The sequence below is a fragment of the Nocardiopsis ansamitocini genome, assembly GCF_030268225.1.
GTDB lineage: Bacteria > Actinomycetota > Actinomycetes > Streptosporangiales > Streptosporangiaceae > Nocardiopsis_D > Nocardiopsis_D ansamitocini.
Map to the genome: position 1 here is coordinate 54,957 of NZ_BSQG01000010.1, position 26,075 is coordinate 81,031.

General features: G+C 70.5%; 28 protein-coding genes and 3 CRISPR repeat arrays. Of the genes, 11 read left to right on the top strand and 17 right to left on the bottom strand.

The window, feature by feature from the left end; all coding sequences use genetic code 11:
• Nucleotides 1–3: 3 nt before the first annotated feature.
• On the bottom strand, nucleotides 4–921 hold the full coding sequence (locus tag QSJ59_RS21125; protein WP_285761474.1) for a DUF6282 family protein: 918 nt from the start codon (nucleotides 919–921) through the stop codon (nucleotides 4–6).
• Between the two features lie 408 nt (nucleotides 922–1,329).
• On the opposite strand from QSJ59_RS21125, the gene QSJ59_RS21130 reads away from it, so the two are divergent.
• Entirely contained in the window at nucleotides 1,330–1,866 is a 537-nt protein-coding gene (locus QSJ59_RS21130) for a kinase (protein ID WP_285761475.1), read from the top strand.
• Nucleotides 1,867–1,871: 5 nt separating this feature from the next.
• Here QSJ59_RS21130 and QSJ59_RS21135 read toward each other — a convergent pair whose 3' ends face one another.
• Entirely contained in the window at nucleotides 1,872–2,258 is a 387-nt protein-coding gene (locus QSJ59_RS21135; RefSeq protein WP_285761476.1) for a winged helix-turn-helix transcriptional regulator, read from the bottom strand.
• Nucleotides 2,259–2,401: 143 nt separating this feature from the next.
• Between QSJ59_RS21135 and QSJ59_RS21140 the strand changes: the two genes are divergently transcribed.
• Together QSJ59_RS21140 and QSJ59_RS21145 are read left to right on the top strand one after the other, a co-directional pair.
• Nucleotides 2,402–2,785 carry a VOC family protein gene (locus tag QSJ59_RS21140; RefSeq protein ID WP_285761477.1) on the top strand — a complete coding sequence of 128 codons (384 nt, stop codon included), beginning with the start codon at nucleotides 2,402–2,404 and terminating at the stop codon, nucleotides 2,783–2,785.
• Nucleotides 2,786–2,918: 133 nt separating this feature from the next.
• The gene (locus QSJ59_RS21145; protein WP_285761555.1) at nucleotides 2,919–3,839 is read left to right on the top strand and encodes an AEC family transporter; all 921 of its coding nucleotides are present in this window, start codon (nucleotides 2,919–2,921) and stop codon (nucleotides 3,837–3,839) included.
• A 120-nt stretch (nucleotides 3,840–3,959) separates the two neighbouring features.
• Here the strand turns inward: QSJ59_RS21145 and cas6e are convergent, their stop codons facing one another.
• From cas6e to cas3, 6 genes are read right to left on the bottom strand one after another with little or no spacing between them, the layout of a single operon-like run.
• Nucleotides 3,960–4,670 (bottom strand): type I-E CRISPR-associated protein Cas6/Cse3/CasE, encoded by a 711-nt coding sequence (gene cas6e / locus QSJ59_RS21150; RefSeq protein WP_285761478.1) that lies wholly within the window; start codon nucleotides 4,668–4,670, stop codon nucleotides 3,960–3,962.
• Entirely contained in the window at nucleotides 4,670–5,389 is a 720-nt protein-coding gene (gene cas5e, locus QSJ59_RS21155) for a type I-E CRISPR-associated protein Cas5/CasD (protein ID WP_285761479.1), read from the bottom strand. The genes cas6e and cas5e overlap by 1 nt, the downstream gene beginning before the upstream one ends.
• A complete protein-coding gene (gene cas7e, locus QSJ59_RS21160) occupies nucleotides 5,386–6,576 on the bottom strand; it encodes a type I-E CRISPR-associated protein Cas7/Cse4/CasC (protein WP_285761480.1) in 1,191 nt (396 codons plus the stop codon). Before cas7e ends, cas5e begins: the two co-directional genes overlap by 4 nt.
• Nucleotides 6,573–7,229, bottom strand: a complete 657-nt coding sequence (casB, locus tag QSJ59_RS21165) for a type I-E CRISPR-associated protein Cse2/CasB (protein ID WP_285761481.1) — start codon at nucleotides 7,227–7,229, stop codon at nucleotides 6,573–6,575. Before casB ends, cas7e begins: the two co-directional genes overlap by 4 nt.
• Complete coding sequence (gene casA / locus QSJ59_RS21170; protein WP_285761556.1) at nucleotides 7,226–8,836, bottom strand: type I-E CRISPR-associated protein Cse1/CasA; 1,611 nt, start codon at nucleotides 8,834–8,836, stop codon at nucleotides 7,226–7,228. The genes casB and casA overlap by 4 nt, the downstream gene beginning before the upstream one ends.
• A gap of 31 nt (nucleotides 8,837–8,867) precedes the next feature.
• Nucleotides 8,868–11,798, bottom strand: coding sequence for a CRISPR-associated helicase Cas3' (gene cas3 / locus QSJ59_RS21175; RefSeq protein ID WP_285761482.1), 2,931 nt, complete (start codon nucleotides 11,796–11,798; stop codon nucleotides 8,868–8,870).
• A gap of 655 nt (nucleotides 11,799–12,453) precedes the next feature.
• Nucleotides 12,454–12,815: a CRISPR direct-repeat array (repeat unit 30 nt; unit sequence AGACCATCCCCGCGTGCGCGGGGAGCACTC).
• A gap of 289 nt (nucleotides 12,816–13,104) precedes the next feature.
• Here cas3 and QSJ59_RS21180 point away from each other — a divergent pair.
• Nucleotides 13,105–14,106, top strand: a complete 1,002-nt coding sequence (locus QSJ59_RS21180) for an ABC transporter substrate-binding protein (protein WP_285761483.1) — start codon at nucleotides 13,105–13,107, stop codon at nucleotides 14,104–14,106.
• An 88-nt stretch (nucleotides 14,107–14,194) separates the two neighbouring features.
• On the opposite strand, the gene QSJ59_RS21185 is transcribed toward QSJ59_RS21180, so the two are convergent.
• The gene (locus QSJ59_RS21185) at nucleotides 14,195–14,791 is read right to left on the bottom strand and encodes a hypothetical protein (protein ID WP_285761484.1); all 597 of its coding nucleotides are present in this window, start codon (nucleotides 14,789–14,791) and stop codon (nucleotides 14,195–14,197) included.
• Between the two features lie 443 nt (nucleotides 14,792–15,234).
• On the opposite strand from QSJ59_RS21185, the gene QSJ59_RS21190 reads away from it, so the two are divergent.
• Nucleotides 15,235–16,215, top strand: coding sequence for a serine hydrolase (locus QSJ59_RS21190; protein ID WP_285761485.1), 981 nt, complete (start codon nucleotides 15,235–15,237; stop codon nucleotides 16,213–16,215).
• A 186-nt stretch (nucleotides 16,216–16,401) separates the two neighbouring features.
• On the opposite strand, the gene QSJ59_RS21195 is transcribed toward QSJ59_RS21190, so the two are convergent.
• On the bottom strand, nucleotides 16,402–16,782 hold the full coding sequence (locus QSJ59_RS21195) for a hypothetical protein (protein WP_285761486.1): 381 nt from the start codon (nucleotides 16,780–16,782) through the stop codon (nucleotides 16,402–16,404).
• Between the two features lie 452 nt (nucleotides 16,783–17,234).
• Between QSJ59_RS21195 and QSJ59_RS21200 the strand changes: the two genes are divergently transcribed.
• A complete protein-coding gene (locus QSJ59_RS21200; RefSeq protein ID WP_285761487.1) occupies nucleotides 17,235–17,702 on the top strand; it encodes a hypothetical protein in 468 nt (155 codons plus the stop codon).
• 161 nt (nucleotides 17,703–17,863) lie between these two features.
• On the opposite strand, the gene QSJ59_RS21205 is transcribed toward QSJ59_RS21200, so the two are convergent.
• The 5 genes from QSJ59_RS21205 to QSJ59_RS21225 form a co-directional block, all read right to left on the bottom strand.
• Nucleotides 17,864–18,334, bottom strand: coding sequence for a hypothetical protein (locus tag QSJ59_RS21205; protein ID WP_285761488.1), 471 nt, complete (start codon nucleotides 18,332–18,334; stop codon nucleotides 17,864–17,866).
• Between the two features lie 722 nt (nucleotides 18,335–19,056).
• A CRISPR array of direct repeats spans nucleotides 19,057–19,878; the repeat unit is 29 nt; unit sequence CGGTCCATCCCCGCGTGCGCGGGGCTCAC.
• A gap of 377 nt (nucleotides 19,879–20,255) precedes the next feature.
• The gene (locus QSJ59_RS21210; RefSeq protein ID WP_285761489.1) at nucleotides 20,256–20,783 is read right to left on the bottom strand and encodes a DUF5753 domain-containing protein; all 528 of its coding nucleotides are present in this window, start codon (nucleotides 20,781–20,783) and stop codon (nucleotides 20,256–20,258) included.
• The gene (locus QSJ59_RS21215) at nucleotides 20,780–21,067 is read right to left on the bottom strand and encodes a MerR family DNA-binding transcriptional regulator (RefSeq protein ID WP_349497227.1); all 288 of its coding nucleotides are present in this window, start codon (nucleotides 21,065–21,067) and stop codon (nucleotides 20,780–20,782) included. The genes QSJ59_RS21210 and QSJ59_RS21215 overlap by 4 nt, the downstream gene beginning before the upstream one ends.
• Nucleotides 21,068–21,190: 123 nt before the next feature.
• Complete coding sequence (locus tag QSJ59_RS21220; protein ID WP_285761490.1) at nucleotides 21,191–21,442, bottom strand: hypothetical protein; 252 nt, start codon at nucleotides 21,440–21,442, stop codon at nucleotides 21,191–21,193.
• A gap of 92 nt (nucleotides 21,443–21,534) precedes the next feature.
• On the bottom strand, nucleotides 21,535–21,669 hold the full coding sequence (locus QSJ59_RS21225) for a hypothetical protein (protein ID WP_285761491.1): 135 nt from the start codon (nucleotides 21,667–21,669) through the stop codon (nucleotides 21,535–21,537).
• Nucleotides 21,670–21,689: 20 nt separating this feature from the next.
• Between QSJ59_RS21225 and QSJ59_RS21230 the strand changes: the two genes are divergently transcribed.
• Both QSJ59_RS21230 and QSJ59_RS21235 read left to right on the top strand, forming a co-directional pair.
• Nucleotides 21,690–21,893, top strand: coding sequence for a Scr1 family TA system antitoxin-like transcriptional regulator (locus QSJ59_RS21230; RefSeq protein WP_285761492.1), 204 nt, complete (start codon nucleotides 21,690–21,692; stop codon nucleotides 21,891–21,893).
• 13 nt (nucleotides 21,894–21,906) lie between these two features.
• Nucleotides 21,907–22,104, top strand: a complete 198-nt coding sequence (locus QSJ59_RS21235) for a DUF397 domain-containing protein (protein ID WP_285761493.1) — start codon at nucleotides 21,907–21,909, stop codon at nucleotides 22,102–22,104.
• Between the two features lie 123 nt (nucleotides 22,105–22,227).
• A CRISPR array of direct repeats spans nucleotides 22,228–22,622; the repeat unit is 29 nt; unit sequence GGGACCATCCCCGCGTGCGCGGGGAGCAC.
• 188 nt (nucleotides 22,623–22,810) lie between these two features.
• On the opposite strand, the gene QSJ59_RS21240 is transcribed toward QSJ59_RS21235, so the two are convergent.
• The gene (locus QSJ59_RS21240) at nucleotides 22,811–23,101 is read right to left on the bottom strand and encodes a hypothetical protein (protein ID WP_285761494.1); all 291 of its coding nucleotides are present in this window, start codon (nucleotides 23,099–23,101) and stop codon (nucleotides 22,811–22,813) included.
• A 591-nt stretch (nucleotides 23,102–23,692) separates the two neighbouring features.
• On the opposite strand from QSJ59_RS21240, the gene QSJ59_RS21245 reads away from it, so the two are divergent.
• From QSJ59_RS21245 to QSJ59_RS21255, 3 genes are all read left to right on the top strand, one after another.
• Nucleotides 23,693–24,082, top strand: coding sequence for a hypothetical protein (locus tag QSJ59_RS21245; protein ID WP_285761495.1), 390 nt, complete (start codon nucleotides 23,693–23,695; stop codon nucleotides 24,080–24,082).
• Between the two features lie 143 nt (nucleotides 24,083–24,225).
• On the top strand, nucleotides 24,226–24,897 hold the full coding sequence (locus QSJ59_RS21250; protein WP_285761496.1) for a DsbA family protein: 672 nt from the start codon (nucleotides 24,226–24,228) through the stop codon (nucleotides 24,895–24,897).
• Entirely contained in the window at nucleotides 24,894–25,535 is a 642-nt protein-coding gene (locus tag QSJ59_RS21255; RefSeq protein WP_285761497.1) for a vitamin K epoxide reductase family protein, read from the top strand. Before QSJ59_RS21250 ends, QSJ59_RS21255 begins: the two co-directional genes overlap by 4 nt.
• Nucleotides 25,536–25,721: 186 nt before the next feature.
• Here QSJ59_RS21255 and QSJ59_RS21260 read toward each other — a convergent pair whose 3' ends face one another.
• On the bottom strand, nucleotides 25,722–26,072 hold the full coding sequence (locus QSJ59_RS21260; RefSeq protein WP_285761498.1) for a hypothetical protein: 351 nt from the start codon (nucleotides 26,070–26,072) through the stop codon (nucleotides 25,722–25,724).
• Nucleotides 26,073–26,075 lie beyond the last annotated feature (3 nt).

Below are 26,075 nucleotides of genomic sequence, written 5' to 3' on the forward strand. Positions count from 1 at the left end.
CGTTCAGCGCCCTTCGACCGGGGCGGGCCGCTCGTCGTCCAGGCCGAGCAGGAAGGCTGCGTTGTGCGACGTGACCTGGCGCAGCTCCTCGACCGACAGACCTCTGCGGAGCAGTTCCCCGCCGACCCGCATGAAGGCGTCGACCGGCATGGGACGCCCTCGTTGCCCCAGGTCCGAGGACAGCACCGTGCGGTCGGGGCCGATGGCCCGGATCCACTCCATCAACAGCCCCGGGTCCCATTTGCGGAAGCCCTGCGGGTCGTACATGCCGACCTCGTGCTCGATGTAACCGCCGAGGCCGGCCAGTTGGCGGCAGCGCTCGACGTCGGCGTCGACGACGAAGTTCGGGTGGCTGAGGATCATGCGCCGCACGCCCCGCTCGGTGGCGGCGGCGAAGAGCTGGGCCGACTGGGCGGGCTCCAGGTGGCCCGCCGAGAGGAGGGCGTCGGACTCCGCAACGAGGTCGATGACCTCGTGGGCGGCGTCGACGAGGCGGCCTTCGGCGTCGACCACGTCGACGATCCGGTTGGGGATGTCGTAGTCGGACTCGGGGAAACCGTGGTGCTCGTTCTCGCAGTGGCAGCGGCTGGAGAAGGTGGGGAACCACACCGCGCGACCGCCCATCTGCAACGACATCGCGACAGCGTAGGGGTTGAGCCCGCCCACCTGGGCGTTGAGGGCGATCCCGCCGAAGATCGGCGTGGCGATGCCGTCCAGTTCGCGGTGCATCGCGAGCAGGTCCATGACGGTGTTGTGGTGGTGCGACTTGACCAGGATGCCGCGCATGTTCAAGCGCTCGCCGTCGCGAGCCGCCTCCACGTGGTCGAACTCCCTCGCGAACGGGTTCGGCCCCGAGTGGCAGTGCAGATCGACGGCTCCGTCGAGAGCCTCCGCGATGGGCGGGAGGGACGTAACAGTCATAGGGGCACACCTTTGAGATCAGGGTCACATGTTCGTATTAAATCATTCATGTTCATATGGCGACTGTCAAGCCTGTCTTTTGGCCTCTCGCGGCAGGGCGGCGTCGCCCGTGGTGCCACGGGATGCCGAGAACCTCTACGGCATAGGGGGTTCGCTACGCAGGGACGATGCCTCCCGGGCGCGGTATCCGCCTCCACGGCCCGCACCCCCGGCGTCCCCTCCACCCGCCCGCGGCGGGTGCGCGTCCTAAACTCGCCTAGCGCCTGTCGGGAGACCTACAGGGGAGCCGGGGCGCGGCGCTACGCCGGGAACCCGGTCACGGAGACCGCACGGCCGGCCCCGGAGGGGCCCGAACCGTTGCGGACGAAAAGCCCCCGCTCCCCCGCTGCCGGTCGGTAGGGTTCCCCTGTGCGGACGGGTTCGGCAGCGACGGTGCTGATCGTGGTGCGCGGCAACTCCGCTTCGGGGAAGAGCTCCATCGCCCGCGCCCTGCGGGAGCACCACGGCCGGGGCGTGGCACTAATCGCCCAGGACACCATCCGACGCGACGTCCTGCGGGAACGGGACACCCCGGGCGCCGCGAACATCGGGCTCATCGACACGGTCGCCCGATACGCGCTGGACGCCGGCTATCACGTCGTCGTGGAAGGAATCCTCTACGCCGACCGCTACGGACCTGTGCTGGAGGCTCTGCGCGCCGACCACCTCGGCCGGAGCCGCTACTACTACCTGGACGTCCCCTTCGCCGAGACGCTGCGCCGCCACGCCACGAAACCGGTGGCCGCCGAGATCGGCGAGGAGCAGATGCGCGCGTGGTACCTGGAGTCGGACCTGCTGCCGGGCGGGTACGAACAGGTCGTGGGGGCGGCGAGCACCCTGCCGGAGACCGTGCGGCGAATCGTCGCCGACACCGGCCTGTCCCCCGCGCACCCCGCCGGTTCGTGACCGGGCTAACCAGCGGAGACGTCGAAGTCTCGACGGGAGGCGTCGATGTGGTCGAGGTGGCGCCTGGTCCAGTCGCACACGCCGTCGATGGTCGCGCGCAGGGCCGTGCCGGCCTCGGTGAGCGAGTAGTCCACGCGCGGCGGCACCGTCGGATGCACCAGCCGTTTGACCAGGCCGTCGCGCTCCAGGGCACGCAGCGTCTGGGTGAGCATCTTGTGGCTGACGCCCGGGAGCGCGGCGCGCAGTTCGGTGAAGCGCAGCGTGTCGGGGCCCAGGGCGTAGACGACCGGAAGCGCCCACCGGCCGGCGACTGTTGCGAAGACCTCGTTGGCCACGGCGTTGACCCGCGTCACATCGGCAGTGCCGGACGCACCGCTGACCTGTTCGGTCACCTCGGGGTTCCCCTCTCACGAAAAAGTGCCTTCTTCCAGGGACGCCTGCCGGCCGCCTAGCATTCCCGCCAGTAGCGGGCCGGGGCGATCCTCCCCGGACGGTATCCGGCCCCGAACCGCCTCCGACCGACGGGACGAGCACCGTGACGACCATCCTGAAGACCTACGCCCGGCTGTGGGCCGACGACCTCGACCGGACACTGCCCCTGCTGCGCTCGCTGGTGGGGCGCGGACCCGACCTGCGGTTCGCGTTCGAGGGGGTGGAACTGGCCGCGATCGGGGACTTCCTGGTCGTCGCCGGACCGCCGGGGGTACGCGCCCGGTACGCGCACGCGTCGGCGACCGTGGTCGTCTCCGACCTCGACGAACTGACGCGCGAGCTGGCGGCGCACGGCGCCGAGGTGACCACCCCGGAGGCCGCGAGCGCGACCGGCCGGTTCCTGTACGCCAGGCACGCGGGCGGCGCCGAGGTGGAGTACGTGGAGTGGACGCCCGGGCTCGTCCGGCAGGTGCTCGGACGGGACTGACCCGCCCCTTCCCCGCCGCACCCGGTCGAAGATCACGTTGACCTCGGGCGACGCGCGTCAGGAGGATTGGCCCCATGATCACCACGTGCACGCCGCTCCGGCGGCCCGCTTCCGCGTGCGACCTGGCCGGGCCATGCAGGGAGTGCTGACCGGCTTCACCGTCATCGCGGCCATCATCGGCGTCGGCTATGTGATCGGGCGGCTGAAGTATCTCGGCGAGAACGGCCGCGAGGTCCTCACCAAGCTCGCCTTCTACGTGGCGACGCCCGCGCTGCTGTTCACGACGCTCGCGCGGACCGACCTGTCGGTGATCCTCTCCAGCCGACTGCTGGTGACCGCGATCAGCACGGCCGTCGTCGCGGGGGTGTTCGTGGCGGTGGGCGCGCTGCGCCGCTGGGGCGTGGGGCGCACCACGATCGGGGCGCTGTGCTCGGGCTACGTCAACGCGGGCAACCTCGGCATCCCCATCGCCGTGTACGTGTTGGGCGACGCCTCGCTCGTGGCGCCGGTGCTGCTGCTCCAGCAGATCGTGATCACGCCGATCGCCCTCACGGTGCTCGACCTGTCGGGGTCGGGCGAGAAGCGCACGGTGTGGCAGCGCCTGACCATCCCGCTGCGCAACCCGGTGGCGGTCGGCTCGCTGTGCGGGGTGATGGTGTCGTCGGTGGGCTGGACGGTGCCGGAGCTGGTGCTGGAGCCGCTGGTGCTGATCGGCAACATGTCGGTGCCCGCGGTGCTGCTGGCGTTCGGGATCTCCCTACACGGCAGCGCCCTGCCGGGACGCGGGCCCGACCGCGGGCCGGTGCTGCTGTCCGTGGCGCTGAAGTCCGCGGGCCAGCCCCTCCTCGCCTGGGCGCTGGCGAGCTGGGTGTTCGGCCTGAGCGGCGCGGCCCTGCTCGGTGTCGTGATCACCTCGGCGCTGCCCGCCGCGCAGAACCTCTTCACCTACGCGTCGCGCTACGGCGTCGCCGAACGGCTGGCCCGGGAATCGATCCTGCTGTCCACGATGCTGTCGGTCCCGGTACTGATCACCGTGGCGGCCCTGCTGGGGTGAAAAAGGGCCCATCCCCGCGTGCGCGGGGGCACCCTCGCTGACCAGACGAACGAGGCCCGGTCCCCCACCCGGGTGAGTTCACGGAGGGTGGAGGCCCGGCTCTTGCCGACGGTCGACAGTTCAGGCAACCGGCGCCAGGGTCATCAGCCCGCACCCGTACGCCTTGGCGCGCCCGAGCCCGGTGGTGAGGACGGTGCGCAGCGCGTCGGGGTCGGTGACCTCCAGGCGTCCGTCGAAGGTGGCGGTGGTCAGGGGGACGCGGTTCCTGCGCCCCGTCTGCCGCTCGGTCTTGCCGAAGGCCGCGCTGCGCCGGTCGTGCACGATCAGCTCATACTCGTCGCCCTCGGGCAGCCGGCGCGCGTGCGCCGGCTTCTCCACCACCCGGAAACCCGACGTGTCCTGGCGTTGCAGCAGCCAGCCCATCTGGTGGCGGGGGGTGACGTGCGCGGTGCGCTTGGTGGGTTCGCCGTCGGCGCGGCGGATGCTGTGCACGGGGTTGGCGGTGAGCCGGAAGGCCCAGGTGTCGCCCTTGGCCAGCCGGGACAGGAACGGCGCGTAGTCGTGGGTGTCCCACCCCGGTTCGGAGGAGGTCGGCCAGCCGGCCTGTTCGACCAGGTGGGTGAGGTCGGGCCGGTCGGGGCCGACGACGTAGAGGAACACCTCGGCCCTGGCGTTGCGGTCGACGCGCCACAGCACGCGGGGCGCGTCGGTGTCGCTGGGCAGTATCGCGGCGAAGGACCCCATGACGGCGGCATGCATGGCTTGGGGGGAGGACAGCAGCCGGCGCGCGCCCTGGCGGAGGGTGTTGAGGCGAAAGCGGGTGAGGTGCATCAGTCGCCTCCGGGAAAGACAGCGGTCGGATTGTGGTCGGGGACGGTCGCGGCCCGGGCCTCAGGGTTGGGCAGCTCGACCGTCCCGGGGCGCACACCGCGCAGCGCGTAGCGGCGGTGCAGCGGGTCGAAGCTGAGGGGGAGGTCGCGCAGGCTGTCCACCCGTTCGTCGCCGGGTGCGGCGTCCACGAGGGTGTCCAAGGGGATGCTCTGTTCCTTACGGCTGCTCCTTCGGTGCCACTCGGCGGCCTGCCACTCCACGTCGCCCAGCACCCGCTCGACCGTGCTGTCGGGGTAGAGGCCGATGTCCAGGGGACGCGAGGGCGGGCAGGAGCGGCGCCCGAGGTAGGGCAGGTAGACCGGGGCGCGGACCGCGCGGTGCAGGTCCTCGACGAGGGCCGCGTCGCCCTCGACGGCCGCGACGAACACCGCGTCGGCGAGGTAGAAGCGCTCCGACACCGGCATGGACTTGCCGGTGACGAAGTGGGTGGCGGTCTGGTAGTCGCGGATGCGGGTGCCGCGCTGGTCCACGCGCACGCCGAAGCGCAGCGCCGTCAGGTCGGAGAGGTCGGCGGCACGGTCGCGGCCCTGGGCTGCGGCCAACAGCCCGAGGACGCCGCTCTTGGTGGGCGCGTGCTCGGTGAAGCGCCGGGCGAACCGGGAGGCGGCCCCCCACGACTGGAGGGGGCCGGCCAACCGCAGGGCGAGGACGCCGCTCATCGGGCGGAGGCGTGCCGCTGGGCCACGGCCGCGCCGACGGCCTCGACCATGCCGCTCAGCGACACCTCGGTGCCCAGGCCGGCCAGTTTCTTGGTGGCCTCCCCGACCCGCAGCACCCAGGTGTCGGAGTCGTCGGCGCCGTAGACGCGCTCGACGTCGGGGACGTACTCGGCGAGGCACTCGCTGGCCAGGCGCACCTGCCCGTGTTGCCCCTCGGCGACGACCGGCCTCTCGAAGGCGCCGACGAAGCTGATGGGGCGGGAGGCGCGCAGCTTGACGATGACCGCGTCGGGCAGGGTGTGGTTGCCGAACGTGTTGAGCTTGCCGGTGGGCAGCGACTCCACGAAGCCGCGCACGAACGCCTCGACGGCGCGGCGCAGCGGCTCGGCTACGGGTTCGTCCTCGCGCAGTCCCTCGCCGAGGTTGCGGCCCAGCAGGTCGACGTCGAGCGCGGCGTAGCGGTAGAGGGTCGAGGAGTTGAACTCCACGGTGCCGATCATGCCGGCGCCCGGTTCGGCGTCGGTGTTGCGGTCGTCGACGGCCGTGTAGTAGTCGGACTCGTTCTCGACGGCGTGCACGCTGATGGCGTGGGCCACCTGGGCGGCCGCGTCGACGTTGATGTCGGCGCCGTCGGCGACCATGCGCCCGAACAGGGCGATGTCCACGGAGTGGCGGGTGTCGGCGATGCTCTTGGCGCGCGCCTTGTTGTCCTTGTCCTTCAAGAACGCCTTGATGTCGTCGCGGCCCTCGACGGCGAGCCCGGCGAGGCCGTCGAGCTGGCGGGAACTGAGGAACACCAGGTAGGCGGATTCGGGTGCGGGCGCGTCCTCTCCGCTCTTCTTCGCGGCCTCCACCTTGCGTTTGGGCGGCTCGACCTTGGTCCCGGTGGCCACGTTCACGGTCTCGGCGGCCAGGTTCCAGGCGGCGCGCTGCTCGATGGAGGGGTCGAGCCGGGTGATGCGCTCGGCCAGGACCTCGGCGACCTTCTTGGTGCGCACGCCCAGGTCCTGGGGGTCGAGGATGGACTCGAAGGCGCGGCGCGTGGCGCGCTTCCACGCCTGGCTGGACACCCGGGCCCGGCGCACCCCGCCGTACACGGCGGTCTTGGGCGCGCCGGTGTCGTCGCGGTTGATGTTGCTGGGCGGAACGGTCTGCAGGACGTGGATGTCGAGGATGGTGCGGGTCACTGGTCGTCCTTGTCGGTGGTCGTGTCGGTGGTCGGGGCGGGCTCGGTGCCGGGGGCGGTCCTGGTGCGGTGGGCGTGGAAGCCGCGGCCCCACTCGGCGCGGACCTTCGCCATCCCGCCGGGCCGCTGCGCCCGGTGGAGCTGGTCGGCCAGCAGCGCGTAGTCCAGCGGAACGGACTCGCGGCGCAGCAGGGTGACGATCTCGCGCAGGCGGTAGAGGCGGGTGCTCATGGTGGTGGCGCTGCCGGCCTGGACGAAGCGCCGGCGCAGGGGCTCGTCGATGTCGCCGGGCGGCATGAGGCGGCGCACGGCGCCACCGAGTCCGCGCCCCGGGAGGTGCATGCGCGTGTCGCGGCGCGACTGCTGGTGGGTGGCGTACAGGGTGAGGGCGGCGTGCGCGGCGTTCTCGGCGTAGCCGGTCTCCTCCTCACCGGAGAGGCCCCGGGTGTAGAGGCCGTCGTCGAAGGCGACCCCCCACAGCTCGGGGACCTCGTGGGCGAGCCTGCCGGCGCCCCGGCGCAGCTGGGCCAGGGTCCGCACGGCGTCGGGATGGTCCTGGAGGTAGCCGTACTGGAGCGGTTTGATCCGGGCTTCGACGAAGGTCCCGGTCGGGCCGAGAGCGGGCGTGCGGTCGGGCGTGCTGGTCGTGGTCATGGGCGTGCCTCAAGGGTGGGCTCGGCGGCGGACAAGGAGAGCTGCTTCTTCAGTTCGGCGCGGAAACGCAGGTCCGCGCTGGCGGCGGTGAGCCAGACGGCGCCGTTCCTTCCTTGGACGACCCGTCCGGTCCAGGCGGCCTCCCCGGCCTGGGCGACCAGGTCGGCTCCGATGCGGGTGACGACGCGCCGGGCCTCGCGCTGCCATCGGGCCCGCCGTTCGTCGGGGTCGCCGCCGGGTGCCAGGGTGCGCAGCCAGTCGCGGAAAGGACCGTCGAGGGCACCGAAGCCGAGGTCGCGGGCGGTGTCGCGGGGCCCCTCGGTGTCCGCTCCGGCGGCCTCGGCCAGGCCGGTGGCGAGGTCCCCCAGGGCGGTGACGGCCTTCTCCGCGTCGACGACGGCACCGATCGCGGCCTCCCCCAGGTCGGCCCGGCCCTCGTGCAGCAGGACGACCGGCATGGCCACGGCGTCGTCGACGATCTCGTCGATGACGGCCTGCTGGGTGCCGTAGACCGCGCCGATCAGCCGGGCCCGGATGAGGTGGTCCTCGGGCAGGTGGTCCTCGTTGACGAGCCGGGCGATCCAGTCCAGGATGCGCGGGCGCACCACCGAGGCGGCCTCCTGGCGCTGCGCGGCACCGTGGACACGCCCCGCGACCAGCGCGCCGAGGCCGCGCCAGGCGCTGCGGGCGGGGTCGTGCTCGCGCGGCAGGTAGACCTGCGCCTCCCCCAGCTTCTTCTCCTGGGCGGGGCTGCGCCGCCACGCGGTCATGGGCTCGCGGTTGTGCCGGTTGCGCGCGACGAGGGGGTCGCCGTAGGCGAGCAGGACCCCGTACACGCCCTCGGCGTCGTGGTGCAGGCGCAGCCTGCGCGTCTGCCACGTGTAGAGGGCGCGGACCCCCGTGGGGCGCGTCCGGAAGGACTGTGCGGGCCCCGCCTCCAGGGGAGGGCGTGCCCAGGCGGGCGCGTCGTCGTCATCGACGACCAGGCCGGGGGTGTCGGCGGCGATCAGGTTGAGCAGGAGGGTGTCGCGCAGGGTGTCGCCCTCGGCCATGACGCCGCCGAGGTTGCCGCTCCAGCCCACCCCCAGCGGGTAGCCCTTGCCGCCCTTGGCGCGGGGGTCGCCGACCGCGCCGGACTTGATACCGGAGGGGTCGAAGGCGTGCGCGTGCACCACCCAGCGGGCGGCCTCGGCGAAGCCGAGCCGGACCGCGCCGTGGACCCGGGTGGTGAAGAAACGGTCCCCGTTGGGGACGTCGGCCACGATGCGGTCCAGCGACGCGTACTCGCCCTTGGCGGTCCTCAGGTCCGCGACCTGGAAGAACGGCGCCGTCGGGTGGAGCAGGTCGAAGCGGTCGCGGTAGCGCTCCAGGTAGGCGTCGACCTGTTCGGCGGGCCAGCCGTCCTCCCACCACCCGCTCCACTGGTCGGGGTCCGTCGGCCCGTCGAGGGCGTCGTGCAGGACCGCCAGCAGGAGGCGCGTCAGCGCGAACTCCTGGGTGGGGACGTCGCCGACGATGCGGCGCAGGCGGTGGGCCTGCGCCAGGGTGTCGGCGAGCGAGAGCTGCGTCTCGGATCCGTCGAGGCGCTGCACCGGCAGCCACGGCATCCGGACGAGGTCGAAGGAGGGGGCGGGGGTTTCAGTCGGCACTGCGCACCTCAAGGCCGTCGGAGCGGGTGTAGTGGAGGTCGAAGCCGGCCAGGCGGGCACGGCCGTCCTCGTCGAGCACGAGCACCAGTTCGCCGGCCAGCCAGTACGACTCCTTGGCCTGCCACGCCTGGACGCGGTCGGCTTCGAGTTCGGCGATGGCCGTGTCGAGGACTCTGGGGTCGACGGTCAGCCGGTAGGGCAGCCGCAGCCCGCAGGCGGCGACGGTGCGCGCGAGTTCGGGCGGCGGCACCGCGCCGGTGGGCAGCTCCGCCCCGCCGCGGTCGCCGTCGAGCCAGGGAACGGTGACAAGCGCGCCGTCGGCTCGGCGCTGCACGACCAGGACCTCCAGGCTCTCCCCGGTGTCGCGGACCTGGGCCTTGCCCGCGCGGGAGTCGTCGGCGTCGCCGACGCCCGCCTCGACCCAGCCCACAAGGGCGCGGCCGTCGGCGCCGACCGGCCGCAGCAGGAACGCCTCGGCCTTGTCGCGCTGCACCGCCTGTTTCTCGTCGTGGGACTTCAGCGCCTGTTCGAGCACGTCCTTCCACTGCGGGGGGCCGACCGGGTCGGGACCGTAGGCGGCCTGCACCAGCGGGCTGATCGCGTCGGGCAGCGCCACGGTGCGCTCGGCGTCGCCGGCACCGCTCAGGAAGGGCTCCAGGACGGCGGCACAGCGCAGCAGGGAGTGCCGTCCGTACACCGTGGCCGACCCGCGCACGGGTTCGGGGGGTTGGGCCGTCCAGTCCGCGCCCGCGACCAGGCAGCGGGCGGTGCGCAGCCGTTCGGGCCGCTCGCTCTGGCCCGCGCCGCGCGGGTGGCGGTGCAGGCGCCCCATGCGCTGTAGCAGGAGGTCCACGGGGGCCAGGTCGGTGACGAGGAGGTCGAAGTCGACGTCCAGGGACTGCTCGACGACCTGGCTGGCCACCACGACGCGCCCGCCCCCCGGGTGCGACCGCGCGGTGCCGTCGGATTTGCCGGGCGGCCCGAAGTCCGCCAGGAGCGCGGCGTCGTTCTCGGCGCGGTCGGGGTCCAGGAACTGGGCGTGCATGACCGTCACCCGGTCCTCGCCCAGCCGCGCCCGCAGGTGGGCGGCGGTCTCGTGCACCCGGGCGACGGTGTTGCGCACGACCAGCGCGCAGCCGCCGTCGGCGAGGTCGCGCTCCAGCCGGTCGGCCAGCACGTCGAGGTCGTCCGCGAGGGGTTCGACGACCACCTCGGTACCGCGCCCGGACGCCTCGGGCCGGGCGAGCCGGGGGGCCTGCCCGGGAGCGACCGCGGTCAGCAGCGGGTACTCGCCCGCCGCCTCGACCTCGGCGAACCCCTGGGCGCCGTTCTTCGCCCCCGCGTAGGACCGCGCCAGTTCGCGGCGCCGCGCGGCGGGCAGGGTCGCCGACAGCACCACCACCGGCACGCCGTAGGCGCCCAGCCACGACAGCACCAGGTCGAGGTAGGAGTTCATGTAGGTGTCGTAGGCGTGCGCCTCGTCGATGACCACGACCTTGCCCGCGACCGCGAGGTGCCGCAGCGCCAGGTGCCGGCTCTTCAGCCCCGCGAACAGCAGCTGGTCGATGGTGCCGGCCACGAACGACGACAGCATCCCCTTCTTGCGTCCGCTCAGCCAGTGGTGCGCCACCAGCTCCGTCGAGGCCCTGCCGCTGTCGTCGCGGTGCCGCCAACCGCTGTCGGGGCCGTCGCGGTCCACGTCGGCCGTGCGCGCCCGCGACCGGTTCCTGGGGGCCAGGCCGGCGAAGTCCTTGTTGAGGCCGGCCTTGGAGTGCGCGAGGAACACCGAGTACGCGCCGGTGCCCGCACGCTCGTCGGGCAGACGGCCCAGCCAGTCGAGCAGGCGCGGGAACATGGCGTTGCCGGTGGCCATGGTGGGCAGGGCGAAGAAGCAGCCGCCCGCCCCGGAGCGGGCGGCGAAGATCTCGGCGACGGCGAGGGCTGCCTCGGTCTTGCCTTCCCCCATGGGCGCCTCGATGATCATCAGGCCGGGCGTCGCCATGGAGCGCGCCAAGTCCACGGCAGCCGCCTGCACCGGTCGGACGGCGGCGCCGGCGGGCAGGTCGAAGCGCGCGGCGAACAGGGCCGCGGTGTCCTCGACGGGTTCCCGCGGCGCCCACGGGCGGGGCAGGTCCAGCTGGTGCCAGGCGGCGTCCACCCGCTCGGGGTCCCCCGCGACCCCGTCGGGGAAGTAGGGGAAGAGGTCGGGGTTGCTGGCGATCCAGTCGGCGACGATGACCAGCGCCGTCAGCAGGACCTGCACCGGCTGGGGTAGTTTCGCGCCCTGCCAGCCGGCCAGGCGTTCGCGGATTCCGCAGAGGTCCGCCGCGCGGTCGAGGAGCTCGTCCTGCGCCGCGCGCCAGGCGTCGGCGGTCCCGCGGTCGCGCAGCAGGGAGGAGTGCGTCTTCAGCGCGTGGATGTCGCCGTCACTGGGCGGCACCCCGTGGTGGCCGCCGGCGACGATCGTGAACTGGGCGGTCGCGCCCCTGGGCCAGCCGTGGCGTTCCATCAGCCACTGCTGGAGGAGCCGCTGACCAGCGAGGCCGTGCGGGGCGAGCGAGCGGTCGGCCATTTGTTTCTGCAACGGCATGTCGAGGCCGTTGGCGCGCATGTGCTCGGCGAGGCCCTCCACCTGGCACGCGAACGCCGGGGTGGCCTTGCCGATGTCGTGGGTGGCACTCAGCCACACCGCTAGCGCCCGGGCGTCGTCGGCGCCTCCGGGCAGCGCGTCGGCGACCAGCTCCCGCACCCGGCGGGGCACCCACTCGTCCCACAGGCGCTCGGCCACGGCGGCGCTGTCGCCCATGTGGCGCCACAGCGGGAGCCAGCCATCGCTGTCGCGCTCGTGTTTGGCCCACACGGAACGGGCCGCTTCGGAAAGCCCGTAACCCCAGGGTGAGGAGGAGCCGTCGGAGGTCATGCAGGCATTCAAGTGGCAGGGGACGGCCAAGCGTGCCGAAACACCTGAATCCGCCTTGGCCTCATGCGGCCAGAGGAAGCGGGTGGCTCTTGACAACCGATCACCGGTTGCACGAGGAGTATTCGCCCTGCTCCGCTCCGTACGCCCGCTCCGGGGAAGCCCGACAGAGGAGAAACCGGATACACGGCGATCGGGTGAGGACATGCGCCGACGCTTTCTGATCGGGACCGGGGGCATCCCCGTGTGCGCGGGGATGCTCCCGGTCCTTCCCGGGCTGGTCAGCGGCCCGGAGCCTATCCCCGCGTGCGCGGGGAGCATCACGAAGGAACGGCTGATTGACGAGGTCGCGGAAGGACCATCCCCACTGCCCGCGGGGAGCACCCGCCGACGCTATCGAATACCTCGCCCCGTCGAGACCATCCCCGCGTGCACGGGGGAACATCGCGTACACCCGCACGCCGAGTTCGAGGAGGTGGGGCCGTCTTCGCGCGCGCGGGAAGCGCAATACCGGAAAATTCTCGGCCGCACGCTACCGGGGACCATCCCCGCGCGCACGGGGGCACCACCCCGTTTCCCTTGCCCCGTAGGCGATCCCGGGATCATCCCCGCGCGCGGGGAGCACGTCGAGCCCCGGCCCGATCGCTGGGCCTTGCAGGGACCACCCCCGCGTGCGCGGGGAGCACCAACTCGAAGCTCACGCGCGGCGTCATGGATTAGGACCATCCCCGCGTGCGCGGGGAGCACCGCGCCCTGGTCGAGTTCGTGGGCCCGGTCGAGGGACCATCCCCGCGTGCGCGGGGAGCACCGCGCCCTGGTCGAGTTCGTGGGCCCGGTCGAGGGACCATCCCCGCGTGCGCGGGGAGCACGGAGCGCATCCAAACGGGTGCGCTCCGTACCTGGGACCATCCCCGCGTGCGGCGCGGGGGAGACCATCCCCGCGTGCGCGGGGAGCACTCGCTCATGAACCGCGCCATCTGCTGGCGCGCTAGACCATCCCCGCGTGCGCGGGGAGCACTCTTGCCGACCAGGGACTCTACCAGCGAGTAACCCTGCTTTCATTCACTTGTCGAGAAAAGAACCTTTCACAACAAAGCACGCGAACCCCCACATTTCCCCATGCGACCCGCACCACCGGAGAAGCCGACCCGACAGGATCAGCCTCCCACATGCCTCCTCACGGGCCACGCCGAGAAGACCACCCAGAGACACCGGGAACACGGCACCACCCTGCGGCTTATCCGCACGTATGCGCTACTATCCTGACGATTAGGTAAACCTAAGCTAACTTCGCTGAATGAGGTCGTCCATGAACCGGGGCACTCGCCCGCGCGGTCCCGTCCTGTTGGCCGGACTGCTCTCCCTGACCCTGATGAGCGCCTGCGGCTCCCCCGCCGAAACCGACGGGGACAGCGCCGGCGGCGACGCCGCGAGCGGCTTCCCCGTCACCGTCGACACCCGCTTCGGTGAGGTCGAGATCCCCGACAAGCCCTCCACCGTCGTGGCCCTGGGCTGGTCCGACGCGGAGACCGCGCTCGCCCTGGGCGTGCAGCCCGTCGGCGTCAGCGACTGGCAGGCGTACGGCGGCAAGGGCGTGGGCCCCTGGGCGGCCGACCTCCTCGACGAGCAGCCCGAGATGCTGGGCACCATGGACGTCAGCCCCGAGGCGGTGGCCAACCTCGGCCCCGACGTCATCCTCAACACCCGCTCCGACCACGAGGAGAAGAAGTTCGAGGTGATGTCGGAGATCGCCCCGGTCGTCGGCCCGCCGGCCGACGTCGAGGTCACCTACGGCACGACCTGGCGCCAGCAGATGAACCAGGTCTCGCAGGCCCTGGGCGAGAAGGAGCGCGGCGACGAGATCATCGCCGCGCTGGAGGAGAAGTTCGCGCAGGTCGTCGCGGACAACCCCGACTTCGCGGGCTCGACCGTGGTCGTCGGCTCCTACTTCGACGGCAAGTACGGCGCCTCCGTGCCCGGCGACAGCCGCGCCGACTTCATGGAGGAGCTGGGCTTCGAGTACAAGCAGGAGGTCGCGGACCTGGCCGACGGCGTCTTCTACGTGGAGCTGAGCGGCGAACAGGTCGAGATGCTCGACGCCGACCTGACGGTCATGTTCCCCATCGGCGAGGACGCCGACACGCTGAAGGAGGACCCGATCCTTCAGGCGCTGCCCGCCGCCGAGGACGGCCGCCTCGTCATCATGGACGACCCCGACCTGATCAACGCGTTCTCCAGCGGCTCGACGCTGGGCACCGAGTACCTCCTGGACAACTCCGTCTCGCTGTTCGCGGACGCGCTCAAGAAGTAGCCGCCGCACCACTGGGTCTCCCCCGGTGAACGGCCCGGTTGTCCCTGGTTCGCCGGGGCCGCCGGGCCGTTCGCGTTCCCCGGCGCGCTCACGCGGGCCGCGCCGTCTCCGGACGCGTTCCGGGCGTCTCCCCACCCCGCCGGAGCATCCGCACCGCACTGTGGGCGGCGGCCAGCAGCACCAGGGCGAGGACGGCCCAGAACCCGGCGACGGGCTGGGCGGTGACCAGCGTGAGGGTGTCGGCGGTGAAGACGATCCGCGTCGTGCCTCCTGCGTGGTCGACCAGGGCGGGGACCATTACCTGGTCGAGCCCGAGGAGGACGGCGGCTGCGAGTGCGGCACCGAGCGCACGCGCCCACCGCAGGCCCGCCGCGCAGCGGAGCCCCATCGCGAGGAGGGCGGCGGTCGCGACCGCGGTCACCGGGACGAGGAGCAGTACTGCCGCCGCGACGGGAATTCCCTGGCCGAAGAGGACCGCGGCCATTCCCACCGGGATCGCCGGCTGCATGGCCAGGGTGACGTAGACCGTGTATTCCGGGAAACCGCTTCCGGCCCCCGCCGCCGAAAGCGTCGGCTGGATGATCGTCATGGAATACAGCGGGACGACCAGCAGGGCCGCCAATGCGACGGCGAAGAACAGCACACCGATTCTTCCCGCCCTGCGATCCGATCGGATTTCCGGCACGGCTTTTCTCTCCTCAGGATCCGGCGAAGCGGCCGGTCACGTCCTCGGGTGTTCGGCAACGGCCGAGGAACCGGGGCGCGGCGCGCGGGGACAACCCTAGGGCACCACATCGCCTTGCCTGCAAGGGATCGGGGCCCACTGCCGCCTCCGACGGGGAGCGGCCCTGCCCCTCCCGGCTCCCTGCCGCTCACCGCGCCTTCCCTGCCGGGGGAACTCCCCCCCCGGGCAGCGGAGCGCTTTTCCTCACCCGGCCCCAAGCCACCGCAACGCGCCTTTCCCATCCTCCGACGTGCGTTTTCAGCATTCCGTAAGCGTTTCGCAAGGACGCGATGATGCAATTCCCCTGCCGTTCCCGTCACCGTTCGAAATGCCCCGACGGTGGACGGAAATCGGCGAACCGCGTTCGAGGAATGCGCGGGGAAACCGGACAGGGAAGAAGGAAAATGCTTTTCGGCACGACACGCACCGACACGACGACCTCCCGACCAGACGGGCGCATCGCCTGGAAGGCCGCCTGCGCGGGCGCCGGCGCGGTCCTGCTGGCCGGGGCCGCCGCACCCGCGGCGCACGCCGACGACGAGGCGGGGACGGGACCGGGCACGGTGTGCGTGTCGGAGACCCGTCCCGAGGCCGCGGCGCTGCTCTCGGCCGTGGTCGAGGCCGTGGCGAAGGAACGCGCGGGGGACCTCGCGGTCGGGGTCACCGCCTACGGGGGCGACCTCACCTGCGACTACCAGGCACAGAAGGGCTTCGACGCCGCGAGCGTCGGCAAGGTCCTCGTGCTCGCCACCCTGTTGCGCACCGCGCAGGAGGAGGGGCGCGCGCTCACCCCGCGCGAGGACGCGCTGGCCACCGAGATGATCACCGTCTCCGACAACGACGCCACCGTGGAGCTGCGCCTCCAGCTCGGCCGGGAGCGGATGCAGGAGTTCCTGGACCTGGCGGGGATGTCCGGCACCGTGCTGCACCCGGACGACTTCATCGGCCTGATGAAGATCACCGCCACCGACCAGCTGCGCCTGCTCGACCTGGTCGTCTCCGACAACGACGTTCTCGGCGAGGAGCAGCGGGCCTACGCGCGTTCCCTCATGGGCGGCGTCGTCGAATCCCAGCGCTGGGGCGTGCCGGCCGGGGCACCCGAGGACGCGCGGGTCCACCTGAAGAACGGGTGGCTGCCCTACGACGGCACCGACGTCTGGCGGGTCAACAGCATCGGCGCGTTCGAGAGCCCCGCTGCCGGGTCGTACCGGATCGCGGTCCTCACCGACCAGAACCCCGGGATGGCGCACGGCGTGGAGAGCATCGAACTGGTGGCCGTGGCCGTGCACGCCGCCCTGAACGGCACGTCCCCGTCCCCCGGCGGGAGCGTGTTCAGCGGTCCCGGCCTCCTCGGAACGGCTTCGGACGGCTCCGACCGGGCTTAGGGGCCGTCACCGCAGCGAACCCCGGCCGTGGGGTCCGTGCGGAGCGGGGCGGCGGTCCAGCCACGGCCGGGAACGCGCGGCGCGGCGGGCCTCCCGGCCGGGGCGGGCGCGAGGGGCCCGGCGGCCTGGAAGGCGGACGCCGGTCGCCCCCTGCGCACGGTCCGGCGGCACGTCCGCCGCGGCTGCCTAGTCCCACACCACGGACCACACGGTTGCACCGTCGGGCACCCGCGGGACGTCGCGGTAGTCGTCGACCAGCCCTCGGACGACGCCGTCCGGCTCGACGCCCCCGGTCCGCGCCGTGCAGACCGCGACGGCCTCCCCGGCGAGCTCCCCCCTTGCGAGCGTTTCGGGGTGCGGCTGGACCCGCACCCACGCGACGTCGGCGCACCGCTCGATCGCGCGGAAACGCTCGGCCGGGACCGCCGACGGTGGGCGGCCGTGGCCCCACCGGTTCGGCGCGATGTATTCCTCGTCGTCGTCGCCGGCGAAGAACGCGTCGAGGGTCAGCAACGGCATGGCGCCGTCCCCGCCGGTGCGGCCGACCACGTCGGCAGTGGGGATCATGACCGGGGATCCTCGCACACGCCGGGGACAGTGGACAGCGCCCCGGACGTCGGACGCGTCGGCCCCGGGTTCCGGCGGCCGACGGCGTCGGTCCGTCCTCCGCCCGGCGGGGCGCAGGTGGGGGAAGCCGGCGCTTTTTCTCCCCGGTATCAGCTGCGGCTCTCCGCGAAGGATCTCGCCGAACTGGACGGGATCGGCCGCTAGAAAAGAAGGTTCCGTTCAGCGGGGGCGTGGACCGGGCGACCGCGCCGGACGGCGAACCGGGGCGTGCACCACACGGGGTAAACGCAAATGTCCGCTCCCGGCCACTTTTTCCGGGAGCACTGCGGGTGACCTGTGGTGACGGAAAGTGGTCGTCCCTCTTTCAGGAAAACCCTATCCAGGGCGTGTGGAGCGGTGTCTCCCGGCAAGTGTCCCCCTGCACACATCCCCTGATATCGAGAGGACTTCTCATGGAACGCCGTTCCAGGCCCGGGGTCGTCACCGCCGCGCTCGTCCTGCTGGTCCTGATCGCGATCTATCAACTCGTGGCGGGCGGCTTGGCGTTCCTCGGACTCGCGATCCCGCAGAGTCGCGAACTCACGGAACAGAGCACCGGAATTTCGATAGCGCTGCTGGCGGCAGGGGCCGGGCTCGCCGTGGTCTACGGAATCGCCTCGGCGGTTCTGGCCGTCCTGGTCGGCAAGGGCGCGCCGGTCGCGCGGAACGCGACGATCGCCGTCCAGGTGGCCTACGTCGTCCTCACCGTCGTGCTGGCCCTGCTGCTCGGCAGCGTGCCCGGCTTCATGAACATCATCGCGATCGTCTTCGCGCTGGTGGTCGCCGGGCTGATGTTCTCCACCGGCGCCAAGCAGTACTTCGGCGCGGGAACCGGCACCGCGCACACCCCGGGCACAGTCCCCGGACAGCGCCCCGCCTGACGGGTCAGCGTTCCCGTCCAGTGATGGCGTGCCCGGTCCCTTCCGATGAGGACCGGGCACGCCATCACTGCTTTCTCCAACGGATCGGAGTTGAGCGGGACTCACCCACTACGCCCCGTGCAGTGATCCTCCGCCCACTTTTTCCGAGTTCATTGTCTTCATTAAATTTGGACACGAACCAGAATCAAAGCGACGGGAAGCAGTAGTGCGATTGGAGAAAATATTGACCACATGTATTTCGAGAAAGTTATCGCAAGAAAGGCCCGATGCAGAGAAAATCCGAGAAGAAAAAAGAAAACAGAAAAACTGGCAATTTCAAATTGAAAGCCTTCCGTTATCATGAGCGTGGCAGGGAGGATAAAATAGGACAAGCCGACAATAGCCGATGAGGTGCGCTTTGCAGCTTTCAAGGAAGGGGCACTAGCGTCAGTCGAGCTCCTGTTTTCAATACGAAAAGCAAGCATTCCGGGAAGGGTGGTGATCACCAACAAGACGATATACATCGAGAAGAGTGTGATAAAAGCACGCCCCGACGGGACGCTAGAGGAAATACTGAACGGAGTCATGAGGACTATTGAGGCATGGAGACCGCCGCCGGAGGCGATCCTGATTCCAGAGCCGACAACGGCCATCGGGGGTCCTTTTTAAAATTAAGGGTCGACAGGGGGCCTGTCTTTCCCGACGGAGGGGTCGCTGTGCTCGCTGCCGTCAAAGACGATGGCCCGGGGGAAAGAAAAGTGAGGGGAACCGTGTCCGGAACCTCAGCATCTTCGCTCCACGTTGGAGCCGGAGCAACCTATTCAGCCGAGCCAGCTTCCCCCTTGATATTTTTCCTTGAAAGGCTTCTTGCGCCGACTTTTTCTCTCCCCAGCACAAAGAGCCGGATTCGCGAAATTTCCCGCGGATTCAATCCCTGATAGTTAAGTATCCAGGTGGGGTGACCGTGTTCGGGTTGGAGCAGAAGCAGCGCGGCCCGGATGATGGCTCTGACACTTCAGGGGCCGGACACACCCGATTCTGTGCCCTGAAGATGATCGTGAGCAGTGAGTTCGCGTTCTCCGCGATGTCATGCAGCCCCTGAAACAGCCGGCTACTTCTAGCTCTGAGGGTGACGCATCGCGACGTCGCTCCTACCAGGGGCTTTGCTGTTGTCCGAGGCCCAGGCGTGCTATATCGCCAGTTCAGCCGCACCCCAGTTTCGTCAGTCCAGGTGCTCAATGCTTACTCGGGAAAGCCAGTGGGGTGGCCGGATTTGGCCACCCCCACTCGGCTATCGGGTGATGTACGCGGTAGGCGTCGTAGCGGGACACGAGGATGATCCCGCTGGCCTCGGCGGTCACGTAGCCGGATCGTGCCGGTCATCCCCGCGTGCGCGGGGCTCACAGCGCAGCCGAACGCGAAAAAATGATCGCGGGAGGTCCATCCCCGCGTGCGCGGGGCTCACGAGGCCCATGACCTCGCCTGCGGTCAAGCCGACGGTCCATCCCCGCGTGCGCGGGGCTCACCCGGACGCGGCCGCCAAGATCTGTCGCGCGACCGGTCCATCCCCGCGTGCGCGGGGCTCACGGCGCCGCGACGTGCACCGCTGGCGGCTGGATCGGTCCATCCCCGCGTGCGCGGGGCTCACCGCAGCGGCTCCAGAATTTCCGCTCCAAACTGCGGTCCATCCCCGCGTGCGCGGGGCTCACTCGGACCCGACGTGCAGCCCGACCTCCTCGGACGGTCCATCCCCGCGTGCGCGGGGCTCACCTGTTCAGGCCGGGGCCGTTGGCCGCGGGCAACGGTCCATCCCCGCGTGCGCGGGGCTCACAAGTCCAACGGGTGGGTCACCCAACGTCTGATCGGTCCATCCCCGCGTGCGCGGGGCTCACTGGACCCGGATCGACTCAGCACTGGGCCCGTACGGTCCATCCCCGCGTGCGCGGGGCTCACGCCGCCGCATCCCTGTCCGTACCCGGAACCACCGGTCCATCCCCGCGTGCGCGGGGCTCACAACCTCATACCGCGCCCCGGCCAGCGGGTCCCCGGTCCATCCCCGCGTGCGCGGGGCTCACGCATCAGGTACCCCAATCCCTGCTGCAAAGGAAGGTCCATCCCCGCGTGCGCGGGGCTCACGGAACGGTTGCCAGCTACCGGCGGCGGAGCTCCGGTCCATCCCCGCGTGCGCGGGGCTCACAGTTAATGACCTGCGACTTTGCAAGCCGTTACCGTTATGAGATTTTTGCTGGCGATGTCGAACACGGTACTCGTCAACTCGATCACTCGCCCCCGAAAGGGCACCGATCACCGCCCCACCAGGTAAAAAGCCCTGAGTTCGACGGGGCATGACAGAAAACCAGTCCAGCGCAACACGTTCTATCAGACCAGAAACCAGAGCGCGCAGAAGCACGAAGGAAGAGCTTGCGGAAAGAAACCGTCCGCATTGCCCTCACCACCTATCGCCGGGGAGGGCGGTGACCTCTCAGGACGAAGCAGACCGGCACAGTGTCCAGCCGGCACTCCTCGACGGTTTCCCCTCGGCAGCAAGCTCGCGCCACCCATCCGCCTCCACCGTCACAGCTCGTAGGGCCGCGCCGCGTGGAAGAGGTCCTGGAAGTGGGCGAGGTAGTGGCGGGTCTCCTTGATGGGCAGCGCGATGGGGAAGGGGATTCCCTCCACCGTCGTCGCGTTCTCGGTGATGGTGAACCCGCACGACCACACGACCGGCCGCTTCTGCTGCTCGGGCAGCACGCGCAGCGTGACGTGGGCGAGTTCGGACAGCGCCAGCAGCAGCACACGCTGTTCGGCCATGACCTCCACCTCGCCGATCATCCGACGCAGCGCGGACTCGGTGACCACGTAGGTGCGCGGGTGCTCCGCCGCACGCAACAGGTGCTGGCGCTGCATGCGGACCCGCACGGCCTCCTCGACGTGCTCACCGCGCAGCAGCCCCGACGAGGCGAGCACCCGGCGCGCGTAGGAGACGGTCTGCATGGGCGCGGGCACCACCGAGGGCGAGAACGCCCGGATCTCGCCGTGCGGTTCGTCCAGGGCCAGGTTGCGTTGCTGCTCCAACAGCGCACGCGACACATCGATACTCACGACGGCCCGCCCTCACCCGCCGGGGCGGGCGAACCGGCCGGGGCGGGGTCCAGGAGACGCAGGAACTGTTCGGCCGGATAGCGCCGCGCCCCGCCGGGCGTGCGCACATAGGCGATGAGCCCTCGACTGCCCCAGCGCGCCACGGTGGAGGCGTCCACCCCGAACAGGGCCGCTACCTGAGCGTTCATCAACAAGCCGCCGTTGACTTCTGTCAGCGGAGTATCCGCGCCGGTCTCGGGCGGCGGGGTCGGAGCGGAGGCGGTACCGGTCGAAACGAAGGTCATGGGAAGAATCCGTTCACACACGGCGGGCGCACCACTCACACGCAGCGTGCCCGTAGGGGTCTGGAGGAAAGGGGCCGCGTGCCGATCAGCGGAAGGCGGCCCCGGTAGGGATGGACCGGCGGGTTACCGGCCCCGGTGGTGAATGTGATGCTCGTCGAGCGCCCGTTGTTCGCGGCCCAGGCGGACGAGGAGTCCGTCCGAGGTCTCCGCACAGAGACGGCGGCTGCGTCCGGCCCGATGTTCAGCCCTGGTCAGGGGTACTGTGCGGTGCGCACTCCAGGTCGTGTCGGACCGGTCGTCCTGGGTGACGGCCCAGTCCGGGAAGTCCCAGCGCACCCGTGCCAGTGCGGCGGCGATCTCAACGGAGGTGTCCACGGCCCTCATCGGGACTCGGCCGGGCACTCGCCCGGCAGGCTCCGGCTCCGGGTGTAGCCGCGCAACGGGGAGGGCGGCTCGTACACGTGCAGTCAGTGGTCGAGCAGTTCCACGTCGGACACGGCCACGACGTGGGCGGTGACCCGGTTCCGCGCGACGTAGCAGGCAGGCCCGCTGTGACGATAGGCCACCTCCGCGAAACGCGGGGAGTCGGGGATCCGCTGCACCACCCGCGCCTAACGGATCGGTGCCGACCGCGACCGGGCGGTTCATCATCATGGACTTTCCACAGCCCGATCACCCAGTCGTGTACTTGGAAGTCATGTCCGAAGAGGTCTACTTAGAGAAGCCGGAGCAGATCCGGCGCTATCAGCAGGCATACGACCATGTACAGACCGAGGCGCTACCGGTGGACGAGTCCCGGGACTTGATCCGTGACCTGCTGACGTAGGAGAAGAGGCTTTATGCCTGAGACGACATCCCATCCGAGATTTCGCGAGAGTTCTTACAGCGGCTCCATAACGCAGAACTGCGTCGAGGTGGCTAACCTGCCCTCCGGCGCGGCCATAAGCGACTCCCAGCATCCGCAAGGCGGTCACATCGCCTTTCCCGCACGAGAGACCACAGCTTTCCTGAACGCCATGCGCCGAGGCGAGTTGTAACCCCCGAAGACGAAGCCCCGCCGTTGCCGGCGGGGCTTCTCTGTACTTACCTGAAGTACATCCCACACGGCTCGTAGCTGCCCTGAGCTACTAAAAGACCAGAGAGCACCCGCGATAGGAGGGGTGGTCATCCCCGCGTACGCGGGGAGCACTGGAGAAGGCCGGGGACGGCGAATGCTTCGTAGGGACCATCCCCGCGTGCGCGGGGAGCACACATCCACCCAGGGCTGCGTCATCCCGCCGCCGGGACCATCCCCGCGTGCGCGGGGAGCACCTGCACAACGGTGAAGCGACCGTCCGGCAGGCGGGACCATCCCCGCGTGCGCGGGGAGCACTGGTGAGCGCCTTACAGTCAAGGTGCCAAAGGGGGACCATCCCCGCGTGCGCGGGGAGCACTATGCCACGCGGTGGGAGCGGGCTCGGGAGGCGGGACCATCCCCGCGTACGCGGGGAGCACACGTCCGGCAGTGGTGACGCATCGGACCCGGGAGGACCATCCCCGCGTGCGCGGGGAGCACTCTTACTGACCTGGGACTCTACCAGTGGGTAACCGTCTTTTCATTCACTCGTCGAGAAACGAACATTTCCCTCAAGCGGGATGAAAACTCTCTCGAATCGGCATCCTCGCGGGTCGGATTGGAAACGAAGGCCGCACCGCCAACCGACGAATAACCGAAGGCTTTCGAGAACGGGCGGCCTTCTGCCCTCAACTACCCGGTGGATGCTCGTCCGGGAGATTGGGCTCCCAGTAGGCGCGCGTGCGGTCGCGCTTAGGGAGGGGCACCCGCTCCGGTGTCTCCTGCGCGCGCAGGCGCGCACACAATTCCTCGACGGTGGCGGCGCAGACCAGGGGCGAGAGCCCCGGCCGTTGACAGGCGTCCTTGACCACCGCGACCACCTTTGGAATGCCCGACGTCTCGTGCAACTCGAACACCTCGTAGTCGTCGAACTCCGCCCGCGCCCGATTCAGCTCTTCGGTTGGGGTGAGGCTGTACATCGCCGTCATCCTCTCCGATCGGTTCGGCGTGGCGCTCGGTCCCATCCTGAACCGTGGAAGAACAGCAAAGGGTGAAGAACACGCCCCTTTCTTCAGATGAGAGTGTCCTTCTTTGCTGGTCAGGAGCATAAATCGGGACCACTCCCCCACACGGCAACGCCCCTGACATTCAAGCCATCTGGGGCCTGAGGGGCAAAGAAACGTGTTTCGAGACCCCATTACACGGGGCAGCCCGTTTTCTCCCCGAAAGGCGCCCCGCCGCCGGACAACCGGGGGACCATCCCCGCGTGCGCGGGGAGCACACGCGGTCGAGTCACTGGCCAATATCGCCAGGGGGACCATCCCCGCATACGCGGGGAGCACTCTTGCCGACCAGGGACTCTACCAGCGAGTAACCCTGCTTTCATTCACTTGTCGAGAAACGAACACGAGCCACCAAAAGCCCCAATCAGTACTCCCGTTCGCCAAAAAGCCAAGACTCCGAAGCCCCGGGCGCGATCACCGCGATCCCACCACGGTCCACCGGCGACGACCGCCCGGTAACCCCGGGGCGCCGCACGGTCGCGCGCGGCGGTGCCTAACATTCGTTGAGTGAGGATCACCGGCTCGACGCCCTCCTCCCGGCTCGGTGGCCGGGCGGCGTTGTTGTCGTTGCTGGTCCTGCTGCACCTGCTGTGCGCGCTGTGCCTGACCTCCGCCGCGCACGCCGCCGTCCAGCCGGCTCCCGTGCCGGCCGACGTCGCGGTCGCCGCCTCTGTCGCCGCCCCCGTCGACGTCGACGCACACACCCTGTGCCCAAGCGCGGCCGGGGTGGACCAGCGCACCGGCCCGTCCCCACTGCTGCTGTTGCTGGGCCTGGCCGTGGTCACGGTGGTGTGGCTCGCCGCGCCCCGGCTGCGCCGGTCCCGGCGGCGGGTCCTCCCCGGTGCGGCACCGCGTCCGCTCCTACCGTTCATCGCCCTGGGCGTGCTGCGGGTCTAGGCCGCCCCCGCGCGGACCGGTTCCACCCGATCCGCCGACGTCGCCCCCTTTTCCCCAAGGGCAGCCGCCCCCGCGCACCGTGCCGGGTCGCGGATGCCCTTCCGGCCGCCCATGCGCAGGCCGTATCCGACCTGGATGTGCCAATGACCCGAAATCTCGCCATCACGTTCGTGCTGCTCCTCGGAGCGGTCGTCTCCCTGGGGCTGTTCGCCGCCACCGTCGACACCCCCGCCGACGCCCCCACCGGCGACGGCGAATCCTCCGCTGCGCCCGCCCCCGAGGACCTCCTCGTGCGCGACGACAGCCACTACCTGACCCGCTCCGCCGACGCCGAGGTCACGGTGGTGGAATTCCTCGACTTCGAATGCGAGGCGTGCCGCGCCCAGTTCCCCGTCATGGAACGGCTGCGCGCCGACTACGAGGGCCGGATCAACCTGGTCATCCGCTACTTCCCGATGCCCGGGCACACCAACGCGGTGCCCGCGGCCGCCGCGGTGGAGGCCGCCGCCGAGCAGGACGCGCTGGAGGAGATGTACATCAAGATGTACGAGACCCAGGGCGAGTGGGGGGAGTCCCGGGACGCCAAGGACGACGTGTTCGCGGGCTTCGCCGAGGAACTGGGCCTGGACGTGCCGCGGTTCACCGCGACCATGGGCTCCCCCGCCACCCTGGCACGCGTGCAGGCCGACTTCGACGACGGTGTCGCCCTGGGGGTGCGGGGCACGCCCACCATCTACGTCAACGGCCGCCAGACCCAGCCGATGCCCGGCTACCAGGCGTTGTCGTCGATGATCGACACGGAGCTGGGGTCGTGACGGGTCCCGGTGCCGCCCTGCGCCCACCGCCCGGCGCGGACGTGCCCGTCCTGAGCCGGGCGCTGCCCTGGCTGCTGACCCTCGGCGGCATGATCGGGCTCACGGCCGCCGCGGCGCTGATGGTGGAGAAGGTCCGCGTCCTGGAGAACGCCGACTACGTTCCCACGTGCAGCATCAACCCGGTGCTGTCCTGCGGAGCGGTGATGGGCACCCCGCAGGCGTCGGCGTTCGGCGTCCCCAACCCGGTGGTCGGCATCGCCGGCTTCGCGGTCGTGGTGACGGTGGGCGCGGCCCTGCTGGCCGGGGCGTCGTTCGGGCGCTGGTTCTGGCTGGGTCTTCAGGCGGGGACAGTCCTCGGGGTCGTCTTCGTGCACTGGCTCGTCTTCCAGAGCCTGTACCGCATCGGTGCGCTGTGCCCGTACTGCGTGGTGGTGTGGGCGGTGACGATCCCGGTCTTCTGGTACACCACGCTGCACAACCTGCGCACCGGCGCGATCACGGTTCCGCGCCGGTTGGCGGGCGTCGCGGGTGTGCTGGCGCGCAACCACACGGTCGTGCTCACCGTGTGGGGCCTGGCCATCGCGGCGGCCGTCGGGCAGGCGTTCGGGAGCTACTGGCCGGTTCTACTCCAGGCGTAGCGGCCTGGGCGGTCTGGTGCGCGAGTGGTGGGAGGGCCGCTGCTCGCGGTGCGGAACCGGTGGCGATCGTAGTGATACAACCACCCGTGAACGCCTCTCGACCTCGCCGCTGGGCCGTGGCCGTCCTCCTTCGGATGGAGGACGGCCACGGTCGCACCGGGATCGACGCGAGGGGCCCGGCCGGAATCAGCCCGCCCGCTTCTCGACTCCGGAGCTGGAATAGACGGTCTCCGGTGGGCAGTACACGTACGAGTATCCGCTACCGGGTTTTCTCCACACGGGAGCGAGTCGGGTGACGCCGACCCCGCCCTTGATGGGGGTGCAGATCACCGCGGCTCGGTACTGTCCGCCCCCCGATTTGCAGTTGGCTCTGGTCCCCACCGACCCGTACTGGTTCTTGTGCTGCTTATAAGTACAGTTCTGCGGCCACGTCGCGGCCGCCCCCACCTCGTCAGCAGCGGCCGCGGACGAAGGGCCCGCGAAGGTTCCTGCCACCAGTGCGGCCCCGGCCACCAGCGAGAACAACGACTTCCTCATATT